The organism is Methylomicrobium album BG8 (assembly GCF_000214275.2).
In the GTDB taxonomy this organism is placed as follows: Bacteria; Pseudomonadota; Gammaproteobacteria; order Methylococcales; family Methylomonadaceae; genus Methylomicrobium; species Methylomicrobium agile.
This window is the reverse complement of the sequence record NZ_CM001475.1, coordinates 1912972-1935734: the sequence shown is the minus strand read 5'-3', so window position 1 is coordinate 1935734 and position 22763 is coordinate 1912972. Positions and strand designations below refer to the sequence as shown.

Genomic DNA, 22763 nt, shown 5'->3' with positions numbered 1-22763 from the left:
CGACGCTCCAAGCTGGCTTTGCAAATGACGAAACCGATTGACAAAGCCAGCTTTGTACTTTTAAGAAGGCTTGACTCCAGCTTATCTTAGCGGCATCGGGTTTACACCCCGTCCGCACTGTTTGAAAATTCTCAGCAAACACCAAATCATTTTCCCTGTCGGTCCCGCTTTAAACGTTACGGACAGGATAAATATCCCGTCCGGCATGCAGCCGGCGGTTCATACCGTAGGGTACGCTGTGCGTACCTTTTCACCCCCAATGGTACGCACAGCATACCCTACGACTGAAAACAGGAACGATCGGCGGCATGCCGGGAAGCTATTTCTAGCCACATCCTAAACGGTTTGCAAGTGGAGCTGAAATTCATCATCATTGTCCGGCCGTCCCTGTGTATTACGAAGACCCAGACCGGTAAGCGCTGCACTCATCACCGCCCAACCGCTCTTCTCAGGCTGACGGTACATCCGGAGATGGCATGAAGTCGACCGCTCTTACCTCCGTTAGACATTCACTTATCAACGCAAAGGTTATAGTTTTATGATTGAGCGATATTTTTTTCCGGGTGCTGCATTCAGTTGGGCCCCGCCCCAAGCGATTACCACGCAACCTAAAGACGGAATCGTAACCGTGAGCCCGCCGACTCCGTCGGTCATGACTTTTCAGGATCTGGATCCTTTCCACTTCGATACGAGCACCATGAATCGTTTCAGGAGCCTGGGGTTAACGAAAAACTAGGCGATACATCACGATTGGCTATGCTACATTCACGGGCGCACCGCCAAAATCAGTTCGACTAACGATGTGCTGACCGGATTCATGAGCGGCTGCTATATCGCCGCCTGGACCGACAACACAGGCAGGCAAGTCGGCCACATCGGAACCATAGAAAGCGTGGGTAAGACCCAGCCGCCGAATTCGACGGTGAAACAAACTTTCTCGGCCATGATGCCTAACAATGTCAAGGCCTATAATCCGATGGCATTGACGCGAAAATATCCGCAGTACGATGGTTGGTGGAACGTACTGAGCCTGGTGACGTCCGACAGCCGCTTCTATTCCATCCTACTTTTGAAGCATCGCCGTAACGATCCCTTGATTACCTGTGCCGGCATAAAGAGTTGCGCAGGCATCGGGACCAAATATGATGCGGCAGCTTTTGGCTTAAGGCGTCAGATTCCTTACCGGAGTCCGGAAAATGCGCCGAGGTGGAAAGCATCAATTGTTGGGCTTCATTGCATTCAGCCCAACCTACGGCTACGGCATCGGCGCATTTTCCCGCTCTGAACCGATTATTTTTTCTTATAAAAATTAGAGGTATAGCAAGACATCAGCGCGCCCCTGACCAGGGCGACATCATTTTGCCGGTAGAGTTGGCTTTCCTTATCGCTGAGGGTGGGCATAAGTTTCTTGGTTTCGTCGGAAATATCGCTATTGCTGAAAACCGCGTCAGCCACACAATTGCAATAGGAGTTGGCCTGCTCCGCGGGGCGCGTGGAGCTCTCCTGATTGATACAGCTATTTACGAAGACCGGTTTAACTTGGTACGTATCGCGATTCTCGCCGGTACATGCCGATAAATCGATACATAAAGCCGCAATAAACACTAAGTTTTTCTTATTCATTTTATTCCTTGTCATCGATATTACGTCTCGAGAAATTGTAGTCGTTTGTTGATTAAATTAGGATAGAGAGAAGGGCTTTTATTCAGGGTTCCTCAATCCTTCCCGCCCTTCCCTCTAAGACATGGCAAAAAATAACCTCCCGGCAGGCCGCCCGATCGTCCCCCCGCGTTGCACGCACATGAGACGCTTCGGGTGGCAACAATGGGATAGATACGCTCTTTCAATACAATCCCTATTTTGCAAGCTCCGTAGGGTACGCTGTGCGTACCTTTTCATTCCTCATGGTACGCACAGCGTACCCTACAGCGGTAACCCAACCCTTCGGAGCACCCCACCCGCCGTGGAGAGTTTTCGCGTAGCCTAGACAAGGCTGTATCACAATCAGCGCTCGGCATGAGAACGCCGTTCGAACCACTCTGCGGTTCGGGGGCCAGGTTCCCACGCAAAGCGCAGGAACTTATGAGGAGAAGTTAATCAACCCAATCCTAAACAAACCGGTAATCCAGCACCAAGCCGATAAAAACCGCCAGCCCGAACCAGTTGTTATTCAAAAACGCCTTGAAGCAGAGCGCCCTTTCGCGGCGGAAAATCAGTTTCTGCTGGTAAACCGCCAGCCCTGTCGCTACCAGCAGCCCGGCGTAATAAAAAATGCCCAGTTCCTGCATGCGCCCGACGGCGATCAGCAAGGCAAGTATCACGATCTGCAGCGCGCCCATGATATGCCGGTCATAGGCGCCGAACAGGATCGCGGTCGATTTGACGCCGATTTTCAGGTCGTCGTCCTTGTCGACCATCGCGTACATCGTGTCGTAAACCAGCGCCCAGAGCAGCACGGCCAAGTACAAAAGCCAGCCGGTCAAGGGAATCGCATTCAATTGCGCGGCGAACGCCATCGGCACCGCCCAGCCGAACGCGGCTCCCAGATAAGCCTGCGGCAGATGCGTGAAGCGCTTCATGAACGGATAGCTGGCGGCCAGAAACGCGCCGATGAAAGACAGCCCGATCGTGAACCGATTCATCAGCAGAACCAGTCCGAACGAAATCAGGCACAAAACCGCGAACAGGATCAGGGCTTCCTTCGGCCGGACGCGGCCGGCCGCGATCGGACGCTGCCGGGTGCGTTCGACGTGCGGGTCGAAATTGCGGTCCGCGTAATCGTTGATCACGCAGCCGGCGGCCCGCATCAGCACTACGCCCAGCACGAATACCGCGCATACCAACGCATCCGGTTTGCCGTTTCCCGCAATCCACAGCGCCCACAGCGTCGGCCATAATAGAATCAATGTACCGATCGGACGGTCAAACCGGGCAAGCAGCCAGTATTGTCTGGCGCGATCGCAAATACGATCCGAAATCAGTGCGGACAAGAAATGACCCCTTTTTCAGCGAGAGTTTTGACGAGAAATGTTATTATAACTTCTTTATTGGAAAGCGCGCCGAAGCGCCGGAGGCCGCCGTTATGAAGGTAAAAATTTATCATAATCCGCGTTGCAGCAAATCCCGCGAAACACTGCAACTGTTGCGCGACAAGGGCATCGAACCGGAAATTGTCGAATATCTGAAAACGCCGCCGAGCGTGGAAGAACTCGACCGGATCCTGCAAAAACTCGGCATCGAGCCGCGCGATTTGATGCGCAAAAAAGAAAAACCCTACGACGAATACGACCTGTTCGACAAATCGCTGGACAGGGAAACCCTGATCCGCGCGATGGTCGAGCACCCGATCCTGATCGAACGCCCGATCGTGGTGGCCGGCGATAAGGCCGCGATCGGCCGGCCGCCGGAAAACGTGCTCGCGATTCTGTAACGATGACCAGGGTCCTGGTGCTGTATTTCTCCCGGTACGGGGCGACCGCCGACATGGCGATGCAGGTCGCGCGCGGCGTCGATGCGGTCGAAGGCGCCGAAGCGGTGATCAGGACCGTGCCCGACGTGTCCGCGGTCTGCGAAAAAACCGCCGAGCGGATTCCGACGCACGGCACGCTGTATGCGACGCTGGACGACCTGAAACATTGCGACGGCCTCGCCCTGGGCAGCCCGACCCATTTCGGGAATATGGCCGCGCCGTTGAAATATTTTCTCGACGGCACGACCCCGATCTGGTTTTCGGGCGCCCTGGCCGGCAAGCCGGCCGGCGTTTTCACCTCGACCGGCAGCCTGCACGGCGGCCAGGAAAGCACGCTGCTTTCGATGATGCTGCCCTTGCTGCATCACGGCATGCTCCTCCTGGGCCTGCCGTATACCGAGACGGCCTTGCGCGAAACCGTCTCGGGCGGCACGCCGTACGGGCCGAGTCATCTGACGGAGCGAAATGCCGCGTTGACCGATCACGAAAAAACCTTGTGCCGGGCATTGGGCAAGCGTCTGGCCGTCACCGCGAAAACGCTGAAAGCGGGAATGCCGATTTGATCAGCAGCCGGCCGGTTTTCTTCCACTACTTGGCGCTCGCCGGCTATTTCGGGCTGTTTGCGCTGATGATGCTGTGGCCTACCGTACTGGCCGCATCAACCCGGTTTCCCGTGGCGCTGATTCTGGTCGTGACGGTAACGCCGCTGTTGCCGCCGCTCCGCGGTTTGCTGGCCTTCAACCCCAGAAGCCACGCGTGGGCCGGCTTCCTCAGCCTGCCGTACTTCGTGCACGGCACGGTCGAGGCGTATGCCAATGCCGGCGCCCGTCATCTGGCTGCGGCCGAGATGCTGTTCAGCCTGTTGCTGTTCTTCGGTTCCGCGCTCGCGATCCGTTTCAACAGGAAAGCGCAGTGAGCATGGCGAAGCAACTGCCGTTGCAGTTTGTGTTCAGGGCCAACCAAACGTTCCAGGATTTTTTTCCGGGCGCCAATTCGTCCGTCGTCAATCATCTGCAGCAGTGCGTTGCGGGCAACGGCGAAGCGTTTATCTTCCTTTGGGGACAAACCGGCCTCGGCAAGAGCCATTTGCTGCACGCCTGCTGCCATGAAGCGCAGCAGCAGAAGCTTTCGTGCTTCTATTTCGATCTGGCGCTGGCCGCCGGATCTTCCGTACACCTGTTCAACGACCTGGAAGCCTTCGAACTGGTCTGTCTGGACAACGTGGAAGCGATCGCCGGCCATGCCGACTGGGAGCAGACCCTGTTCAACTTCTTCAACCGGCACCGGGATTTGGGGCATAAGCTGATCGTTTCTTCCCGCACCGCTCCGAAAGAACTGCCCATCCAACTGCCCGATTTGAAAACGCGGCTGAACTGGGGGCTCGGTCTGAAAATCCAAACGCCGGACGACGCGGGAAAGACCGCCGCGCTGATTTATAAAGCCCGGCGCATGGGTCTGGAAATCTCGCCGCAGGCCGGGCGTTTCCTGTTGAGCCGCGCCAACCGCGACATGAATTCCTTATGGCGCCTGCTCGACCGGCTCGACCAAGCCTCGCTGTCCGCGCAGCGCAAACTGACCATCCCGTTTTTGAAACAGATTCTCGATTGAGGAAGCGCCGCTAAAGGCCGGTACGGCCTGACTCCGGTCAGGCTTATCTTTCCGGTTATAAGGGAAACTTCCCCCCGCATTCGCCCTTATTTTTCATCTTCAAAGTCAACATACCGCTAAAATTCCGGTCGATAAAGTGATTATCCCATCCTGCGCCTGGAACAATACCTTTTGCCGGGCGGACTGGAGAGGGTAGAATCGGTTAATCATTGTCAGCTCAATCCTGGATCCTATATGCCTAAGCAAAAAACTGCCAATAAACGAGCGACGAATTGGCACACGCTTGCCGCCGCCGACACGGTCGCGCGCCTAAGTTCGGACAGGCACCACGGCTTGTCTTCCGGCGAAGCGCGCGCGCGGCTGAAACAATACGGACGCAACCGCCTGCCGCGGCCGCCCAAGCGTTCCGCTTTCATCCGCTTTCTGCTCCAGTTCCATAATATTCTGATTTATGTGATGCTGACGGCCGCCGGCACGACAGCCATGCTGGGCGACTGGGTCGACACCGGCGTCCTGTTGGCCGCGGTGATTGTCAACGCGATCATCGGCTTTATCCAGGAGGGCAAAGCGGAACAGGCGATGGACGCGATTCGCGGCATGCTCTCCCTGCATACGACAGTCATTCGCGACGGCAAGCGCCTGGAAATCGAAGCCGAAAAACTGGTGCCGGGCGACATCGTGACGCTGGCTTCCGGGGACAAAGTGCCGGCCGACCTCCGGCTTATCACCGGTAAGAGCTTGCGGGTGAACGAGGCGATATTGACCGGCGAATCCGAAGCGGTCGAAAAAACAGCCGGCCCGGTCCTAAACGACGCCCCGCTGGGCGAGCGTTTCTGCATGCTTTTTTCCGGCACCCTGGTCACCTCCGGGCAGGCGTCGGCTATCGTGGTCGCCACCGGCCTTCGCACCGAACTGGGACGGATCAGCTCGCTGCTTCGACAGGTCCGGAGCACGACCACGCCGCTGCTGCGTCAGATCGACAGATTCGGCCGCTGGCTGGCACTGGCGATTGTGCTGCTGTCCATCGCGACCTTTATTGTCGGCGTGCTGTGGCACGGACATCCGCCTAAAGAAATGTTCATGATGGCGGTGGCTCTCGCCGCATCGGCCATCCCCGAAGGACTGCCCGCCATCATGACCATCACGCTGGCGCTCGGGATGCGCCGGATGGCGAAACGCCATGCGATCATCCGGCATCTGCCGGCGGTGGAAACGCTGGGTTCGGTCACGGTCATTTGTTCCGACAAGACCGGTACGCTGACTCGGAACGAAATGACGGTGCAAAAGCTCGCCACCGCGGATCATGTTTTCACTGTCAGCGGCGTGGGTTACGAGCCGGACGGCGGGGTTTATCTGAACGGCGCCGCGGTCACCGCCGACAACTGCCCGGAACTGGAGGAAATTGCCCGCGCCGCCGTGCTATGCAATGACGCGCAACTGCACCGGGATGCCGATGAGTCCTGGCAACTGGCAGGCGATCCGACCGAGGGCGCCCTGCTCGCATTCGCCGTCAAAACCGGCAAAGATCCTGCCTGGGAGCGCGAGAAGCGGCCGCGTACCGACGCCATCCCGTTCGAATCGGAACACCGGCTGATGGCGACCCTCCACCACGACCATAAAGACAACGGCCTCATTTTCGTCAAGGGCGCTCCCGAGCGCATTCTGGAAATGTGCGACCGCCAGGGCGGCCTCCAGCAGAACCAGACCACGCTGGATACCGGCTATTGGCTTCGCCGCGCGCAGGCATTCGCCGCCGACGGCTTGCGCGTCCTGGCGATTGCCGGAAAATTAGTCGAGGACTCCAAGCGCGAGGTCAGTTTTGCGGATCTGGAAAACGGCTTTACTCTGCTCGCTCTGGCCGGAATCATCGATCCGCCCCGGGAAGAAGCGATCGCTGCGGTGAAAACGTGTGTCGGCGCCGGCATCCGCGTCAAGATGATCACTGGCGACCATGTCGATACGGCACAGGCGATCGGCGAGCGGCTCGGCATCGGCCTCGGCAAACCGACCTTGAGCGGAGCCCAGATCGAAGCCCTGAATGACGAGCAGTTGCAGGAAGTCGTGCTGGAGGTCGACGTATTCGCGCGGGCAAGCCCGGAACACAAGCTGCGCCTGGTAGAGGCTCTGCAGGCGGCGGGTCAGGTTGTGGCGATGACCGGCGACGGCGTGAACGACGCGCCCGCGCTAAAGCGGGCCGATGTCGGGGTCGCGATGGGCCTGAAAGGGACGGAAGCAGCCAAGGAGGCATCGGACATGGTGCTGGCCGACGACAATTTCGCCACGATCGGCAACGCCGTTTACGTGGGGAGAGGCATTTACGACAATATTCAGAAATTCATCCTGTTCATGCTCCCGACCAACGGCGGGGAAGCCCTTGTCGTACTGGCGGCCATCTTCTTCGAGTTGACCCTGCCGCTGACCCCGGCCCAGGTGCTCTGGATCAACATGGTCACGTCCAGTACCCTGGGACTCGCGCTCGCCTTCGAGCGCCCCGAGCGCGACGTCATGCTCAAAAAGCCCCGCGCTCCCAAGGAACCTTTGCTTTCCTGGTTTTTCGCCTGGCGGGTGCTGATGGTTTCCACGCTGTTCATGATCGGCGCGCTCGGCCTTTTCCTCTGGGAAACGCAGCGGGGATCCAGCCTGGAAACCGCGCGCACCATGGCGGTCAGCACCGTGGTCGGCGCGGAAATGTTCTACCTGATCAACAGCCGCTACATCTACAAATCCGTCTTGTCGCTTGAAGGATTGTTCGGAAACGCCTACGTTCTGATCGCGATCGCCGCCTGTGCGGCATTGCAGATCGCTTACGCCCATACAGGCCCCATGCAGGCCTTGTTCGGATCGACCGGCCTGTCTCCGAACGAATGGCTGAAAGTCGCCTGCGTCGGCTTTTTCATCTTTGTCGCCGCGGAATTGGAAAAAGCCGTGATCCGCTGGCTCTTCGTTGGCGTTGCCGTCGTCCGCCGGTAAAATGACTTTCCGATATAGGGTACGCTGCGCGTACCTTCTCAAAGCCCGCAACACGGCAAGGCCATCTTTGATGTTCACGGAAATATGCCGCGTCATCTGTAGGGTCGTAGGATGCGGTGACGATAGGAACCGCCTCAATCGTGAACGATGCCAATCGCGAACGATGCGGTTCGTTCCTCACCGCATCCTACGGCCCTGCCCCGGTCAGGGCTTGCCGGGATGACGTGTTTTCCTTACGAAGGCCATATACCCAAAGCAAAAATGCTCTAATGCACGTACATACTGTTCAAATTTGCAAATTCCGGCACATTCCGCTCTTTTTCCTGCGTTCCTATCTGCAGGATCTTAACAGTGCAAGCCGGCGTTGGCGGTTCGAACCCAAGTTCGCCAAGCCGTCCTATCTGTTGAGCAAGGGTAGATTGCAGAGCGGCCAGGGCTTTTTCTTCCGTCGCTCCATAGGCGACGCAACCGGGCAGGTCCGGACAATAAGCGGAATAATTCTTTGCCAATCCCCGGTTGCTCAGCTGGATAATGGCGATAAAAAATCTCGTATTCATGTTATTTCGTTAAGCGTGTTGTTGACTTGTGCATCGGCAATGACGAACTCAAACCTCTAAAACCTGTACTTGCGAATGGTTCTCGATGGAGTCAAGTCCGAGTGCTTTCCGGCTGTCTATATGACGGATGACGCAGATTTTCAGGGCTTCGAGCGCTTTTTCCGGCGTCGGGGCATGCGCTATGCAACCCGGAATGTCCGGGCAATAAGCCGAGAAACGCTTGGTAATGTCTTGACGGGTCGGTTGAATAACGGCTGCTAATTTCATTTCGTGCGACTTTAAACAGGGGTTTGGTTAAAAAATCTCCTATTTTTCCTCTCCTTAATAAAAGCGGCATCGGTCTTGACGATCAGCCAGCTTCTTTTGGCGTCATATTACAGAGGAATCGGCACGACCGAAATACGGGCGGGCGCGTACGTAGATGCCCGTATTCAATGTCCGCAATTTGCTTCGCTTGCTCTGCGCCATTTGCGCCCGCCAAGACGAGCGAAGCCCGGCAACCGAAAAAGGCGGGCTTTGCCGCAAGCCCGCTCCAAAAATGCGGTTCGGAAAGCCTCACGGAAGGCGGAATAGCGCAGCCCATTCCGCCGGATGCGATGCCTTCATGCGGCGCAATGCGGCTTCGCCTATTGCGCCCTACGGTTCTACCGGTTTGAAGGCCGACGTTCATCGGCCATTATTGCCCCGCTCTGCGGCCAGAAAATGAAATCCCCATGCCGGCAGGTCGACGTATAAGCCTTCGTTCTGCAGCTCCGCCCCATCGCGTTCGAAGCTTGTCGACTGGAAAATATCGTTCAGCCGCCAAACCCCGTCATTGAGTCCCGGCCAGGCGATTTTTACCAGGCCCTGGCTTTGCGTTTCGGACAGGTTCACTACGATCAGGCAACGGCTGTTTTCCGTGGCCCAGGTCCAGGCCACCAGATTGTTGCAGGTCGCATTGTCCGGCCAGCCGCCGCACTCGCAGAGCTGCCAGTCGCCCTGCATGAAGTCGCCCTCATTCAATGCGCAGAGTAATTGCAGATAAAACGCCAGCGAATCGGTAGCCGGAGCTTCCTCCGGCCGGCGCCCCAACGATACCGGCAAACGAACGCGCAGGCCTTCCAACTGGCCTTCGTGGATCAGACGCGCGCCGGGCAAGGTCAGCGCGGCGACCGCGGCGGCGCGCTGCCTCTCCGGATTGAAAGCGGCGGCGGCCCTGGCCTCGCCGTGATTTTCAATGAAGCGGACCAGTTTGTCCTGATAGGCGCGGTCGGCGCGCAGATGCAGCCGCACGCTTTCCGCCGGCTCGTGGGCCAGCCGATCGTACAGGCGTTTGTCGTAACAGAAATCGAAGCCTTGCTGCTGCAACTCCCATTCTTTGTCCCAGTAGGCTTCGGCGATGAACAGGAAGCCGGGATGAGCCTTTTTGACGGCCGGTATCACTTCGCCCCAATATTCGGTTGCGGGCCTGTCGCCCGCGCGCGGCCCCCAGGTTTCCTCGAAAACCGAATCGAGCAACAGCATCGCCATGTCGCAGCGCACGCCGTCGCACTGAGCGGCGACCGCATTCAGGGTCTCGACGGCGGCGGCACGCAAGCCGGAATGAAAACCGTTCAGTTGGACCCTGTCGGCCCATGCGGGAAAGCAAGGATCCTTGGCGCAGGCAAAGATGTTGCCGCCGATGTCGATGAAGGAGGCCGGGTCCCGGCTGAGATCCTTGTCGCCGCCGCGGATAAAATAGGTGGGATGCTCGGCCAGCCAGGGATGGTCCGGTGCGACATGATTGGGAACGAAGTCGAGGATCAGGCGCAGACCGCGCGCCGCCATTCCGGCTCTGGCAACGGCCAGGGCATCCGGCCCGCCCAGATGCTCGTCAACGCGGTAGCGCCTGATGCAGTAAGGCGAGCCGACATGATCCGCCTCTTTGAAATCCGGCAAAGCGGCTTGGAAATCCGCCCGCAAGGATTCATCGGCCATCGCGATCGTTCTGCCCATCGGGCTGCGTTCCCACACGCCCATCAGCCAGACCGCATCGAAGCCGAGGGCGGCGATGCTGTCCCACTCGATATCGGGGACCGAAGCCAGGGTGACCGGCCGGCCGGCGCTTCGGCTGAGCTCCTCCAGCCAGACCCAGGTATTGATTTCGTAAATCTGCGGATATTTCGTCCAGGAATTCATAAAGTCTCTTTTGGTTTAGGTGGTGTGTTTCTTCTTCAGGAAATCGTTTTTGCCGGTCTTCGGAGACTCTGACGCACCCTGGCTATAGGGTGGACAAGCGTAGCGCATCCACCGCGCAATCGCCGGATACCCCGGAGAGCACAAGTGCGCTTCGCTTATACAGATGGAAGACCAAAGAAATGATAGGGATTCGGATCTTTCAAAATCACAAGAAGCAAGATGGGTTGGCCTATTGACTAACGGGACTTGTTCGAATCGAATGCATTAACCGCTCGGCCGACAGCCGGCGACGCACGGCGAATGGATTAGCGCGCCGCTCACCGTGCGAAGCAGGCATGATGAAGCCTGCCCGGTCATTTTATACGTAAAGCGCTTATCGTAAAAACATATAATAAAATTATGTAATATTACAAGGCCAGACACTACGTCCGCCAGGGAAACTTGTCCTGCCGAATCCTGAGTTGAACCTTTCGCACGGTGCTTGTCGAATCAGCATTCAGCTTCATTCGCCCGCTTTTCATCCGGGGATCATCATGCCGAGCCATTGCGTCCTCCAGCTCAAGCAGTTACGCAAGAGTTATCCCGAACCCGGCGGGCGGCGCGTGATTTTCGAAAACTTGAACCTCGACGTGCGGCAGAGCGAATTCATCGTGCTGCTGGGCCGCAGCGGCTCGGGCAAATCGACCTTCCTGAACCTGATCGCCGGAATCGACCGGCCGGACAGCGGCGAAGTGATCGCGAACGGCGTCAATCTGACCCGCCAGTCCGAGCATCGGCGCACGCTGTTCCGCCGCCGCCATATCGGCTTCATTTTCCAGAATTACAACCTGATCCCGACGCTGACGGTCGAAGAGAACCTACTGCTGCCTTTGGAACTGACCTGGAAACGCATCACCCGGCAGGAGCGGCTCAAAGTCGCCGACATGCTGGATAAATTGGCGCTGCAAGCGCACGGCGGCGCGTATCCTGACCGACTGTCGGGCGGCGAACAGCAGCGGGTCGCAGTCGCGCGGGCGCTGATCCACGATCCCGACCTGATCCTGGCCGACGAACCGACCGGCAACCTGGACCTCGACACCGGCAGAACCGTCCTCGCCATGCTGGATGAACTGGTGCAGCGCGCCGGCAAGACCCTGATCATGGTGACCCACAGCCCGGAAACGATCGGCAAGGAAAATCGGCTTTACGCGATCGGCGACCGCAAGCTGCAAGCGGTGGAGCGGGACGATGGCCGGCCTGCTTAGGCGCAGCAGCCGCAACCACCTGTTTCGCCACCCGGGCCAGTTGGTTCTGGCCCTGCTCGGCATCGCGCTGGGCGTAGCCGTCGTCATCGCGGTCGACCTGGCGCTGGACAGCGCATTCCGCTCGTTCGAACTGGCCGGCGAAGCGGTGTCCGGACGGGCGACACATGTGATCGGCGAGGACGAAGGGCTGGACGAACGACTTTATACCCGGCTGCGCGTCGAGCAGGGCATCCGGAACATGGCGCCCCTGATCCGCGATGATGTCGCCCTCGCCCAGGACTCCGACGATCGTTACACGCTGTACGGCATCGATCCCCTGATCGAAAAAGACTTTCGGGCTGCCTGGCAGAAACAGCCGGCTGGCGGCGACTCCGGCCGGCTCTTGCGGAAACTGCTGACGGAGCCCAACGGCGTGCTGATCGGCGAACGGACCGCCCGGCGCCTGAACGCGGCTGCCGGCGATACTTTTCCGATCCGGACCGCAACCGGCCTTCATGTATTGACGATAATCGGCCTGATCGAGGCTCCGGATGCCGTTGCGGAACAGCTGCTCGACAAAGTGATCGTCGCCGACATCGCGACCGTCCAGGAACTGACGGGGCTCTACGGCAGGCTCAGCCGGATCGAACTGATGCTGCCCGAAGGCGCCGAGCAAGGGCCGGTTCCGGAAAGAATCCGCCGCGCCCTGCCCGCAAGCCTCCGGATTGCTGCGGTAGAAACGCTGGCGCAAGCGGCCCGCGAAATGACGGAGGCGTTTTCGGTCAATTTGAAAGCCTTGGGCCTGTTGTCGCTGCTGGTCGGGCTTTTCCTGATCTATAACGCGATGCTTTTTCTGGTCGTACAGCGGCGCGGACTGATCGGCATCCTGCGCGCGCTCGGCGTCACGCGCCGGGAAATCTTCGGACTAATTCTGCAGGAAGCCCTGCTGCTGGCGGTGACCGGCACTCTCCTCGGCACGCTCGCCGGGATCGGAATCGGCGGTTTTTTGTTGCCCTCGGTCTCGGCCACGCTGAGCAGCGTTTATTTCGCAACCGGCTCCGGTACTTTGCTGATCGCTCCGGAACAAATCTTTAAAGCGGCCGCGCTTGGTATCGGCGCCAGCCTGCTGGCCGTGTTGCCTCCCGCTTTCGAAGCGACGCAGGTGTCGCCCGCCGCCGCGCTGACGCGCTCCCGGCTGGAGTCCGGTTCGAAGCGGCTGGTCCGGCTAGGCTTGGGACTCGGGCTGCTGCTGATCGCTTCGGGGCTGACGGTGATCGAACTCTCCGAATCCAGCATCCGTTTCAGTCTGGCCGGCATTTTTCTCTTGATGGCCGGCTTTGCGCTGCTGACGCCGGCAGCGACCCTGGGGATGATGAAAGGGATCGGCCGGCTGGTCGAGAGCCGGAGCATTATCGGCCGCCTGCCGGTGCGGCTGATTTCGGCCGAGATCAGCCGCACCGGCATCGCGATGGCGGCCCTGATGATCGCGGTCGCGGCGACGATCGGGATGGACCTGATGATCGCCAGTTTCCGCCAGACCGTGTCGGACTGGATCCGAACCAGCCTGCAGGGCGACCTGTACGTAACCTTGACCGGCAACCCGGCCGCCCCCGGCAAGGCGGCCAAAAATCGCGAACTGAAAGCGGCCATCCAGGCGCTGCCGGGGGTCGATGTGACGAGCAGCGTCCTGCGCACCTCGTTGCCGGCGCCAACCGGCCCGGTTCCGGCCACAGTTTTCGATTTGACTGCGCGTTCCCATGCCGGCTTTCTGCTGTTGCAGGCAAGCGATTCGGCCTGGGAACGGTTCGAGCTGGAACCGGCCATTCTCGTCACCGAGGCTTTCGCCTATCACCACCGGCTGAAGCTCGGCGACACGCTGACCTTCCTGACACCCACAGGTCACGTCATCTATCAAGTGATCGGCATTTATGCCGACTACAGCGGCGACCGGGGGCACATCGCAATGAGCCGCCGGCAATATCTTCGACACTGGCCGGATCCGGGTTTTACCGGGATCGGCGTTTACGCCCGGAGAGAGGCCGATATAACCGGACTGGAAAAATCGATCCGCCGCACACTCTCCGCCGGGCAGACGCTGCGATCGGCCCGCGTCATCTACGAGGCGTCGATGCATGTTTTCGAGCAAACCTTCACGATCACCGAAACCTTGCGCGGCCTGGCAGCGGGCATCGCGATGATCGGCGTGTTCGGCGCGTTGACGGCCCTACAGTTGGAACGCGCCCGCCAGATCGGAATTCTGCGCGCGATCGGCCTGACGCCGGGACAATTGTACCGCCTGATCGCCGCCGAAACCGGACTGATGGGACTCTGCGCCGGCCTTTTCGCGCTGCCGGTCGGCGGCCTGGTAGCGTACGAACTGATTTTCGTGATCTACCGGCGTTCCTTCGGCTGGACGATGGCGTTTCATTTCCACCCGGAAATACTGCTGTACGGCCTGCTGCTGGCGTTCGGCGCCGCGCTTCTGGCCGGCCTGTGGCCGGCCCGTAAAATGGCGCGGATCAACCCCGCGGAAGCATTGAGGACGGAATGATGAGCGGGCGCCTGTGGCTTTTGCCGATCGCGCTGGCGTTGGCGGCCGGGGGAGGATCGATGACGTTCCGCTACAAAGATCCGGCCGCTGTCGAGCCGCCGCAAGACGATGCGTTCAGCGATACCCTGACTTCCGGCGATCCGGGCTTCGAGCGGGCTTACCGGCCTCGTCCTTTTTCTTTTCCCGACGATTTCGGCCCGCACGAGCGCTTCCGGACCGAATGGTGGTATTTCACCGGCAACCTGCAGACCGGGGGCGGGCGCCAGTTCGGCTACGAGCTGACTTTTTTCCGCTTTGCGCTGACGCCGCACCGGCCGGCATCGACATCGGCCTGGCGCACCAACCAACTGTATATGGCACACTTCGCGCTAACCGATGCGGAAACCGGGCGCTTTCTTGCCGACGAACGCTTCAGCCGGGCCGCAAGCGGACTCGCCGGCGCACGCAACGAGCGCTACCATGTCTGGTTGTACGACTGGAAAGCCGAGGGCCGGAATAACGACGGTTTTCCGATTCGCCTGCAGGCCGGAAGCGGAGCGCATGCGCTCGACCTGAATCTGAAAACCCAAGATTCTCCCGTACTGCAGGGCGACAGGGGCCTGAGCCAGAAAAGCGCGGAGCCCGGCAATGCCTCCTATTACTATTCCTATCCGCGCATCACTACGGAAGGCATCATCACCGCGGACGGCAAAAGCCACCGTGTCACCGGCGAAAGCTGGATGGACCGGGAATGGAGCACGAGCGCCCTGGCCAAGGAACAGGCGGGCTGGGACTGGTTCGCGCTGCAGCTCGATAACCGGAGCGAACTGATGTTTTACCGGTTCCGGCGCAAGGACGGCCGGCCCGATCCGAACAGTACAGGCGCCTGGTTTCCGGCCGATCGAAGCAAGCTACCTTTAACCGATCGGGAAGTCGTCGTCGAAGTACTCGGCTACTGGAAAAGCCCGCACTCGAAGATCACTTATCCTGCGCGCTGGCGCCTCTCCGTGCCGGGCCAAAAGCTTTCGCTCGAAATCGTGCCGTTGATTAACGACCAGGAACTGAATTTGAGCTACCGCTATTGGGAAGGCGCGGTTTCGGTTCGGGGCCGATGGAACGGGAAAGAAATCGAAGGAAAAGGGTATGTGGAATTGACGGGATACTGATAAAGATACCTTAACTGCATAATCTATGCGAACAAGACTAACCCGCCTCCGATACCTTATAATAAGCCGATTCGCCCCTTACTAAAACCAAGAGAGAAAAATATGTCAGTAAAAAGAATGGCCGATCTGGATTTGGCCGGCAAACGCGTATTGATTCGTCAGGATTTGAACGTACCGGTCAAGAACGGCAAAGTCACCAGCGATATCCGTATCCAGGCCAGCGTACCGACCATTCGGCAAGCCCTGGAAAAAGGCGCTGCGGTGATGCTGATGTCGCATCTCGGCCGCCCTGAAGAAGGCGTCTATGATGAAGCGGCCTCGTTGAAGCCGGTCGCCGACCGCCTGTCCGAACTGCTCGGCAAACCGGTGCGCCTGGAAAAAGACTGGATCGACGGCATCGCCATTCAACCCGGCGAAGTGGTGCTGTGCGAGAATGTCCGTTTCAATGCCGGGGAAGGTAAAAACAAGGACGAACTGGGCCAGAAAATGGCCGCGCTCTGCGACGTGTTCGTAATGGACGCGTTCGGCACCGCGCACCGCGCCCAGGCCTCGACGCACAGCGTCGCGAAATTCGCGAAAGTCGCCTGCGCGGGCCCGCTGTTGGCCAGCGAACTCGACGCGCTCGGCCGCGCGCTGGAAACCCCGGCCAAACCGCTGGTCGCGATCGTCGGCGGCTCGAAAGTCTCGACCAAGCTGACCGTGCTGAAATCGTTGTCCGAAAAGGTCGACCAATTGATCGTCGGCGGCGGCATCGCGAACACCTTCATCGCGGCGGCCGGTTTCCCGGTCGGCAAATCGTTGTACGAACCGGATCTGATCGGCGAAGCCAAACAACTGATCGCGATGGCGAAACAAAACGGTTCCGACATTCCGGTTCCGGTCGACGTGGTCTGCGCGAAGGAGTTTTCCGAAACCGCGGCGGCCACCGTCAAAAAAGTCAGTGAAGTGGCCGACGACGACCTGATCATGGATATCGGTCCCGAAACCGCAAAGCAATACGCCGAGATTCTGGCTTCCGCCAAAACGATCGTCTGGAACGGCCCGGTCGGCGTATTCGAGTTCGACCAGTTCGGCGGCGGCACCCAGGCGCTGGCCGAAGCGATCGCCGAATCGCCTGCCTTTTCGATCGCCGGCGGCGGCGATACGCTAGCGGCGATCGACAAATACGGCATCAACGACAAAGTCTCCTACACCTCGACCGGCGGCGGCGCTTTTCTCGAATTCCTCGAAGGCAAGGAACTGCCGGCCGTGGCAATCCTGAAAACGCGCGGCGAATAATCTCCTGCGCGGATTTTCTCCGCTCTGCATCCTGGCCTTTCCCGGCCGGCAAAAATGCCGGGAAAGGGCAAATCGGCATAGCCCCGGCTAACAGCGGGGGCTATCCTTTCAACCGCGTTCAATATTGCTAATATTCCATTATTGCTAATATAATGGCTTTAAGCGTTTTGTAACGCACTGATCAAAAAATAGAAAACCATTCTCCGTCAAGCCGGTCAAATGATCGGATTGATTTTGAACTCATACTTAGTAGGATACCGATGGCCAGAGTTACGATTGAAGATTGTTTGGAACATGTCGAGAACCGCTTTAAGCTGGTGCTGCTGGCGGCAACACGCGCGCGCCAGTTGAGCCGCGGTGCGGATGAATTCGTCCCGCGCGGCAAGGACAAGGATACCGTCGTTGCGTTGCGCGAGATCGCTGCGGGCCATGTGACCATGGAAAATGTCGGTGCTCTGCACCGCTCCAGCGAGCATCACGATCCGAATCCGATATTCTGAGACTGAATGTATGTTGGAAATAGCCGATCCAATCGAACTCGAACGCCCCCAGGACAAGCTGGTCAGGCGTTTGTGCGAGATCCTGAACGGCTATCTCGACCAGCCCCATATCGACGACTGCGTCCGGGCCTATGAATTCAGTGCGGCGGCGCATTCGGGACAATTCCGCAAAAGTGGCGAAGCCTACATCTGCCATCCGGTCGCGGTGGCGATCAGTCTCGCCGAAATGCGGATGGACGCCAACTGCATCATGGCGGCGATTCTGCATGATGTCATCGAAGACACCCCGATCAGCAAGGCCGAATTGGCCGCCGAATTCAGTCCCGATGTCGCCGAACTGGTCGACGGCGTAACCAAGCTGACCAAGATCGACGGCATTTCGCGGGCCGAGGCCCAGGCTGAGAACGTCCGCAAGATGTTCATGGCGATGACCCGCGATCTGCGGATCATCATGGTCAAACTCGCCGACCGGCTGCACAACATGCAGACCCTCGGCGTGATGCCGTCCGAGAAAAAACGGCGCATCGCCAAGGAAACGCTGGACATCTACGCACCGCTCGCGAATCGGCTGGGCATGAACAATATCCAGCAGCACCTCGAAGTCCTCAGCTTCGAGGCCATGTACCCCCGACGTTATGCGATCCTGAAAGCGGCCGTCAAAAAAACGCGCGGCAGTGGGTTGAAAACGATCAATACGGTCGAAAACTCGGTCAAAAATCGGATGAGCCAGGCCGACATCGTGTGCGAGGTGTCCGGCCGCGAAAAGAATCTCTACAGCATTTATACCAAAATGCGGCACAAGAAAATTTCCTTGCCGGACATTTTCGACGTGTACGCCTTCCGCATCTGCGTCGACACGATCGACGACTGCTACCGGACGATCGGCGTCGTGCATTCGCTCTACAACCCGAAACCCGGCCGCTTCAAGGATTACATCGCGCTGCCCAAGGCGAACGGGTATCAGTCTCTGCATACAACCCTGATCGGCCCCGGCGGCGTACCGCTCGAAATCCAGATCCGCACGCACGAGATGCACCGGATGGCCGAGTCGGGCATCGCCGCGCACTGGCTGTACAAATCCGATGACGACAGGCAAGAAAAATTCCAGAAACGCGCGAACGAATGGCTGAAAGATATCCTCGAAATCCAGAAGTCGGCCGGCGATTCCCTGGAATTCATCGAAAACCTAAAGGTCGACCTGTTCCCGCAGGAAGTGTTCGTGTTTACGCCGAAAGGCAATATCGTGAAAGTGCCCCGCGGCTCGACCGTGGTGGATTTCGCCTATGCGGTGCACACCGACATCGGCAATCAATGCATCTCCGCACGCATCGACAAACAGCTCGCGCCGCTGCAAACCAAACTCGAAAACGGCGTAATGGTCGACATCATCACGGCCCCGTGGGCACGGCCGAATCCGTTGTGGCTGAACTTCGTCATCACCGCCAAAGCCCGTTCGAGCATCCGCAGCTACCTGAAAAACTTCAACCGCAAGGAGGCGATCCTGCTCGGCCGCCGCCTGCTCGAAAAAGAATTGCAGGCGATGGACCTGCATCTCGAACAGGTCGATGAAAAGCGGATTCATGACCTGCTCAAGCTCATCGCCAAACCGTCGCTGGACGATCTGTTGGAAGATATCGGCCTCGGCAACAAAATGCCGTTCCTGATCGCCAAACGGCTTTCCCAGGACGACGTGCACGGCGCGCTCAAACTGGAAGACACGCAGATGGCCCGCACCGCGCCCTTGATCATCAAGGGCACCGAAGGCATGATCATCACGCTGGCCAAGTGCTGCCGGCCGATTCCGGGTGATGCGATCGTCGGCTTCTACAATCCGGGCAAAGGCATCGTCGTCCATCATAACGAGTGCCATAACAGCAGCGACACCCGGAAAAAGCAGGCCAACTGGCTGGAGGTCGAATGGAGCCAGGATCTGACCACCGAATTTCCGGCCGAATTGCGTCTCGAAGTCATGAACCGGACCGGCACGCTGGCCACGATCCTGGCCGCGATCTCCGAAATGAATTCGAATATCGAAAACGTCAGCGTCGCCGATCAGGACGACAAGATCTGCGTCGACCTGATCACGCTCAGCGTCAAAAACCGCGTCCATCTGGCCGAAATCATGCGCAAGCTGAAAAAGCTGCCGATCGTGGTCAGACTCGAACGCGTCAGAGCCTGATACAATCCAGATTCTGAGAAACAGTTTTACGAAATTCCAGCCCCTTTACCCCATGATCAAAGAAACCATCAGCACCGATAAAGCCCCGCAGGCGATCGGCACCTATTCGCAAGCGGTCAGAGCCGACCGCACCGTTTACCTGTCCGGCCAGATTCCGCTGTCGCCGGAAACGATGGCCCTGGTGGAAGGCGACATCAAAGCCCAGATTGTCCAGGTCTTCGAAAACCTGCAGGCAGTCGCCGAAGCCGCTGGCGGCACGTTTGCCGATTTCGTCAAACTAAACGTGTACCTGACCGACCTGGCGCATTTCCCGCTGGTCAACGAGATTATGGGGCGCTATTTTCAGGAACCCTATCCCGCCCGTGCCGCGATCGGCGTCGCCGCGCTGCCGAAAGGCGCACCGGTCGAGATCGACGGCATCATGTGCCTGCCGCCCCAGGAATATCCCGCCTCCTGAGCGTGTTTCGATGAACCGTCTGCAGCAACCGGTTGCCACGCTCGCGGGAATCGGCGCGCAAACCGCGCGCCGTTTCGAAAAACTGGGCATCCGCGTCATTCAGGACTTGCTGTTCCATCTACCGGCGCGTTACGAAGACCGTACCCGGCTCACCCCGATCGGCTCGCTCGCAGCGGGCATGACCGCCATGATCGCCGGCAAAGTCGAATTCGCAGACGTCCTGCCGCGCGGACGCAAAAGCCTGATCGTCCGGATTGCCGACGACACCGGCTTTATCTCGCTGAAATTTTTTCACTATTCGGCAAGCCAGCTGCATGCCTTTGCGCCCGGCGCGCTGGTCAGTTGCTACGGCGAAGTCCGTTACGGCTACGCCGGCCTGGAGATGACCCATCCCGACTACCGGATCGTTGCTGACACCGACGGTTTCTCGCTGGAGACCCGCCTGACGCCGGTCTATCCGCTGACCGAAGGGCTCGGCCAGACGGTGATCCGGAAAGCCGTCAAACAGGCGCTCGCATTGTGCGAATACGATGCCCGGCTGCTGACCGACTGGATCCCCGAACCACTATTACATGAGCTGCGCTTCCCTACCCTGCAGGAAGCGCTGCAAACCCTGCATACGCCGGGCGAACCCGCCGCCTCCGCCGCACTGCAAAACGGCAGCCATCCGGCATTGAAACGGCTCGCGTTCGAAGAACTGCTCTCGCACTATCTGAGCCTCCGATCGGCGAAAAGCAAAATCCAGTCCTGCCGGGCCCCCGTATTGGCCGGCGATCCGGCTGCCGCCGATCGCTTCGTTCGCCGCCTGCCTTTTCCGCTGACCGGTGCCCAGCGGCGCGTGATCACCGAGATTGCCGACAGCTGCCGGAAAATCCAGCCGATGATGCGGCTCGTGCAGGGCGACGTCGGTTCCGGCAAAACGGTCGTGGCGGCCTATGCGGCGCTGCTGGCGGTCAGTTCGGGTTACCAGGCCGCCGTGATGGCGCCGACCGAGCTTCTGGCCGAACAGCATTACCGCAACTTCAGCGCCTGGTTCAGCCACTTCGATATCCAGGTTGTACTGTTGACCGGCCAGACGAAAGGCAGGCAACGTCAGGAGATTCTGGAAGCCTTAAAATCCGGAACGGCCCCAATTGCGGTCGGTACGCATGCGCTGTTTCAGGACGGCGTCGAGTTCGATCGGCTCGGGCTTTGCATCATCGACGAACAGCACCGGTTCGGCGTGCACCAGCGCCTGGCGCTGCGCGAAAAAGGCCGCCAGTCAAGCATCCGTCCGCATCAACTGGTGATGACTGCGACGCCGATTCCGCGCACCCTGGCGATGCTGCAATATTCGGACCTCGACATCTCGGTGATCGACGAATTGCCGCCAGGCCGAAAGCCGATCGTGACCAGCGTGATTCCGGCCGACCGCCGCCATGAGGTGATCGCCCGCATCAACGGCTGGGTCGCGCAAAAAAAGCAGGCGTATTGGGTCTGCACCCTGATCGAGGAATCCGAAGCACTGCAATGCGAAGCGGCCGAAAAAACCGCGGAAATGCTGACCGAAGCGCTGTCCGGAGTACGGATCGCGCTGATCCACGGACGTATGAAGGCGGCCGAGAAAGACGTGGCGATGCAGGCGTTCAAACAGCATCAAATCGATCTTCTGGTCGCGACGACCGTGATCGAAGTCGGTGTCGACGTGCCGAACGCCGGGTTGATGATCATCGAAAATCCGGAGCGGCTCGGCCTTTCGCAGCTGCACCAGTTGCGCGGGCGCGTCGGCCGCGGGGACAGCGACAGCTATTGCCTGCTGATGTATCAGCCGCCGTTATCGGAGATGGCCCGCCGGCGGCTCGGCATTTTACGCGACAGTAACGACGGCTTCGTGATTGCCGAAAAAGACCTCGAACTGCGCGGCCCCGGCGAAGTGCTCGGCACGCGCCAGACCGGCGCAGTGCATTTCAAAATCGCCGATTTGGCGAGGGACGCCGATTTGCTGGATAATATCCAGCAAATCGGCGAACGGTTCTTCAACGAGGTCCCGGACGCCGTCCAACCCCTGTGCGACCGCTGGCTCGGGGCATCCATTCATTACGCCGAGGTTTAACCCCGCTTGCCGTTCCAAAGTCTGTTATTCTCCCGTGAACCCGGCTGGCGGGAAAACCGTCCGGGACTTCGCCACCGCCTGCCCGAAAACGTCGCCTCATGGATTTACGAAGCCGGCTCGCTGACCCGGCGCCTGCGCAGCTATTACGGCAGTGCCGTCAAGGTCGAAGTGGTTTATCAACGCTGGCTGACGCCATTCCTGAGCGAACGCAAGCTGCTCGGCCAAGCCGAACACCGTTACTGCATGACCCGCGAGGTGATGCTGCACGCGAACGGGATGCCGCTGATCCTGGCCCGCACGATCATGCCGAAGCAGACGATCCGGTCGGCGCACAGAAACCTCTCTCGTCTCGGCAGCCGTCCGCTCGGGGAGGTGATATTCTCGTATCCCGATATCGAACGGCTGGATCTTCAGGTCACGGCGCTAAGCCCTTCCGCCTGGAGCCCGAAGGCAGTGGAGCTAGGCGCCATCCGGACGCCGGTCTGGGGGCGGCGGACCGTCTACGCGATCATGCATCAGCCGCTGCTGGTCAACGAATTTTTCATGCCGGGCGCCTTGGCGATCTGACGCGCAAATA

At 59.1% G+C, this 22763-nt stretch carries 20 protein-coding genes; 15 read left to right on the top strand and 5 right to left on the bottom strand.

Translation table 11 applies throughout. The features are described from left to right. The first annotated feature begins 802 nt into the window (after nucleotides 1-802). Nucleotides 803-1285, top strand: coding sequence for a hypothetical protein (locus tag METAL_RS08365; RefSeq protein WP_040578309.1), 483 nt, complete (start codon nucleotides 803-805; stop codon nucleotides 1283-1285). A gap of 5 nt (nucleotides 1286-1290) precedes the next feature. Here the strand turns inward: METAL_RS08365 and METAL_RS08360 are convergent, their stop codons facing one another. Both METAL_RS08360 and ubiA read right to left on the bottom strand, forming a co-directional pair. Next, entirely contained in the window at nucleotides 1291-1623 is a 333-nt protein-coding gene (locus tag METAL_RS08360; RefSeq protein WP_005371383.1) for a hypothetical protein, read from the bottom strand. A gap of 485 nt (nucleotides 1624-2108) precedes the next feature. Next, nucleotides 2109-2981, bottom strand: coding sequence for a 4-hydroxybenzoate octaprenyltransferase (gene ubiA, locus METAL_RS08355; protein WP_040578499.1), 873 nt, complete (start codon nucleotides 2979-2981; stop codon nucleotides 2109-2111). 101 nt (nucleotides 2982-3082) lie between these two features. Here ubiA and arsC point away from each other — a divergent pair, with 101 nt between their 5' ends. From arsC to METAL_RS08330, 5 genes are all read left to right on the top strand, one after another. After that, nucleotides 3083-3430: an arsenate reductase (glutaredoxin) gene (arsC, locus tag METAL_RS08350; RefSeq protein WP_005371379.1), complete on the top strand. Its 348-nt coding sequence runs from the start codon at nucleotides 3083-3085 to the stop codon at nucleotides 3428-3430. Nucleotides 3431-3432: 2 nt separating this feature from the next. Beyond that, complete coding sequence (gene wrbA / locus METAL_RS08345) at nucleotides 3433-4032, top strand: NAD(P)H:quinone oxidoreductase (RefSeq protein ID WP_005371377.1); 600 nt, start codon at nucleotides 3433-3435, stop codon at nucleotides 4030-4032. After that, nucleotides 4029-4385 (top strand): DUF2069 domain-containing protein, encoded by a 357-nt coding sequence (locus METAL_RS08340; RefSeq protein WP_005371375.1) that lies wholly within the window; start codon nucleotides 4029-4031, stop codon nucleotides 4383-4385. Before wrbA ends, METAL_RS08340 begins: the two co-directional genes overlap by 4 nt. Nucleotides 4386-4387: 2 nt before the next feature. Next, nucleotides 4388-5077 carry a DnaA regulatory inactivator Hda gene (hda, locus tag METAL_RS08335; RefSeq protein ID WP_040578308.1) on the top strand — a complete coding sequence of 230 codons (690 nt, stop codon included), beginning with the start codon at nucleotides 4388-4390 and terminating at the stop codon, nucleotides 5075-5077. Between the two features lie 234 nt (nucleotides 5078-5311). Then, nucleotides 5312-8047 (top strand): cation-transporting P-type ATPase, encoded by a 2736-nt coding sequence (locus METAL_RS08330; protein ID WP_005371371.1) that lies wholly within the window; start codon nucleotides 5312-5314, stop codon nucleotides 8045-8047. A gap of 266 nt (nucleotides 8048-8313) precedes the next feature. Here METAL_RS08330 and METAL_RS08325 read toward each other — a convergent pair whose 3' ends face one another. From METAL_RS08325 to METAL_RS08320, 3 genes are all read right to left on the bottom strand, one after another. Further along, nucleotides 8314-8604: a type II toxin-antitoxin system HicB family antitoxin gene (locus METAL_RS08325; RefSeq protein WP_005371369.1), complete on the bottom strand. Its 291-nt coding sequence runs from the start codon at nucleotides 8602-8604 to the stop codon at nucleotides 8314-8316. A gap of 48 nt (nucleotides 8605-8652) precedes the next feature. Next, a complete protein-coding gene (locus METAL_RS20675; RefSeq protein WP_005371367.1) occupies nucleotides 8653-8871 on the bottom strand; it encodes a type II toxin-antitoxin system HicB family antitoxin in 219 nt (72 codons plus the stop codon). A gap of 399 nt (nucleotides 8872-9270) precedes the next feature. Then, nucleotides 9271-10761, bottom strand: a complete 1491-nt coding sequence (locus tag METAL_RS08320; RefSeq protein WP_005371365.1) for an alpha-amylase family glycosyl hydrolase — start codon at nucleotides 10759-10761, stop codon at nucleotides 9271-9273. A 533-nt stretch (nucleotides 10762-11294) separates the two neighbouring features. On the opposite strand from METAL_RS08320, the gene METAL_RS08315 reads away from it, so the two are divergent. The 9 genes from METAL_RS08315 (at nucleotide 11295) to METAL_RS08275 (ending at nucleotide 22753) form a co-directional block, all read left to right on the top strand. After that, complete coding sequence (locus METAL_RS08315; protein WP_005371363.1) at nucleotides 11295-12005, top strand: ABC transporter ATP-binding protein; 711 nt, start codon at nucleotides 11295-11297, stop codon at nucleotides 12003-12005. Further along, nucleotides 11989-14535 carry an FtsX-like permease family protein gene (locus tag METAL_RS08310; RefSeq protein WP_005371361.1) on the top strand — a complete coding sequence of 849 codons (2547 nt, stop codon included), beginning with the start codon at nucleotides 11989-11991 and terminating at the stop codon, nucleotides 14533-14535. The genes METAL_RS08315 and METAL_RS08310 overlap by 17 nt, the downstream gene beginning before the upstream one ends. Further along, complete coding sequence (locus METAL_RS08305) at nucleotides 14535-15680, top strand: lipocalin-like domain-containing protein (RefSeq protein ID WP_245549496.1); 1146 nt, start codon at nucleotides 14535-14537, stop codon at nucleotides 15678-15680. Before METAL_RS08310 ends, METAL_RS08305 begins: the two co-directional genes overlap by 1 nt. A gap of 102 nt (nucleotides 15681-15782) precedes the next feature. Then, nucleotides 15783-16958 (top strand): phosphoglycerate kinase, encoded by a 1176-nt coding sequence (locus tag METAL_RS08300; RefSeq protein WP_005371357.1) that lies wholly within the window; start codon nucleotides 15783-15785, stop codon nucleotides 16956-16958. A gap of 260 nt (nucleotides 16959-17218) precedes the next feature. Next, on the top strand, nucleotides 17219-17458 hold the full coding sequence (rpoZ, locus tag METAL_RS08295) for a DNA-directed RNA polymerase subunit omega (RefSeq protein WP_005371353.1): 240 nt from the start codon (nucleotides 17219-17221) through the stop codon (nucleotides 17456-17458). A gap of 10 nt (nucleotides 17459-17468) precedes the next feature. Beyond that, nucleotides 17469-19637 carry a RelA/SpoT family protein gene (locus METAL_RS08290; RefSeq protein WP_005371351.1) on the top strand — a complete coding sequence of 723 codons (2169 nt, stop codon included), beginning with the start codon at nucleotides 17469-17471 and terminating at the stop codon, nucleotides 19635-19637. Nucleotides 19638-19689: 52 nt separating this feature from the next. Then, on the top strand, nucleotides 19690-20094 hold the full coding sequence (locus METAL_RS08285; protein ID WP_005371349.1) for a RidA family protein: 405 nt from the start codon (nucleotides 19690-19692) through the stop codon (nucleotides 20092-20094). 10 nt (nucleotides 20095-20104) lie between these two features. Next, complete coding sequence (gene recG, locus METAL_RS08280) at nucleotides 20105-22186, top strand: ATP-dependent DNA helicase RecG (RefSeq protein ID WP_005371347.1); 2082 nt, start codon at nucleotides 20105-20107, stop codon at nucleotides 22184-22186. A gap of 6 nt (nucleotides 22187-22192) precedes the next feature. Further along, nucleotides 22193-22753: a chorismate--pyruvate lyase family protein gene (locus METAL_RS08275; RefSeq protein WP_005371346.1), complete on the top strand. Its 561-nt coding sequence runs from the start codon at nucleotides 22193-22195 to the stop codon at nucleotides 22751-22753. Nucleotides 22754-22763: the final 10 nt, after the last annotated feature.

Bases quoted from the DNA above. Each gene is read 5' to 3' on its own strand.
- METAL_RS08360 (WP_005371383.1), bottom strand. From the start codon at position 1,623: ATGAATAAGAAAAACTTAGTGTTTATTGCGGCTTTATGTATCGATTTA.
- hda (WP_040578308.1), top strand. From the start codon at position 4,388: ATGGCGAAGCAACTGCCGTTGCAGTTTGTGTTCAGGGCCAACCAAACG.
- METAL_RS08305 (WP_245549496.1), top strand. From the start codon at position 14,535: ATGAGCGGGCGCCTGTGGCTTTTGCCGATCGCGCTGGCGTTGGCGGCC.
- arsC (WP_005371379.1), top strand. From the start codon at position 3,083: ATGAAGGTAAAAATTTATCATAATCCGCGTTGCAGCAAATCCCGCGAA.
- METAL_RS08330 (WP_005371371.1), top strand. From the start codon at position 5,312: ATGCCTAAGCAAAAAACTGCCAATAAACGAGCGACGAATTGGCACACG.
- wrbA (WP_005371377.1), top strand. From the start codon at position 3,433: ATGACCAGGGTCCTGGTGCTGTATTTCTCCCGGTACGGGGCGACCGCC.
- METAL_RS20675 (WP_005371367.1), bottom strand. From the start codon at position 8,871: ATGAAATTAGCAGCCGTTATTCAACCGACCCGTCAAGACATTACCAAG.
- METAL_RS08315 (WP_005371363.1), top strand. From the start codon at position 11,295: ATGCCGAGCCATTGCGTCCTCCAGCTCAAGCAGTTACGCAAGAGTTAT.
- rpoZ (WP_005371353.1), top strand. From the start codon at position 17,219: ATGGCCAGAGTTACGATTGAAGATTGTTTGGAACATGTCGAGAACCGC.
- METAL_RS08300 (WP_005371357.1), top strand. From the start codon at position 15,783: ATGTCAGTAAAAAGAATGGCCGATCTGGATTTGGCCGGCAAACGCGTA.
- METAL_RS08290 (WP_005371351.1), top strand. From the start codon at position 17,469: ATGTTGGAAATAGCCGATCCAATCGAACTCGAACGCCCCCAGGACAAG.
- METAL_RS08310 (WP_005371361.1), top strand. From the start codon at position 11,989: ATGGCCGGCCTGCTTAGGCGCAGCAGCCGCAACCACCTGTTTCGCCAC.
- METAL_RS08320 (WP_005371365.1), bottom strand. From the start codon at position 10,761: ATGAATTCCTGGACGAAATATCCGCAGATTTACGAAATCAATACCTGG.
- METAL_RS08285 (WP_005371349.1), top strand. From the start codon at position 19,690: ATGATCAAAGAAACCATCAGCACCGATAAAGCCCCGCAGGCGATCGGC.
- recG (WP_005371347.1), top strand. From the start codon at position 20,105: ATGAACCGTCTGCAGCAACCGGTTGCCACGCTCGCGGGAATCGGCGCG.
- METAL_RS08325 (WP_005371369.1), bottom strand. From the start codon at position 8,604: ATGAATACGAGATTTTTTATCGCCATTATCCAGCTGAGCAACCGGGGA.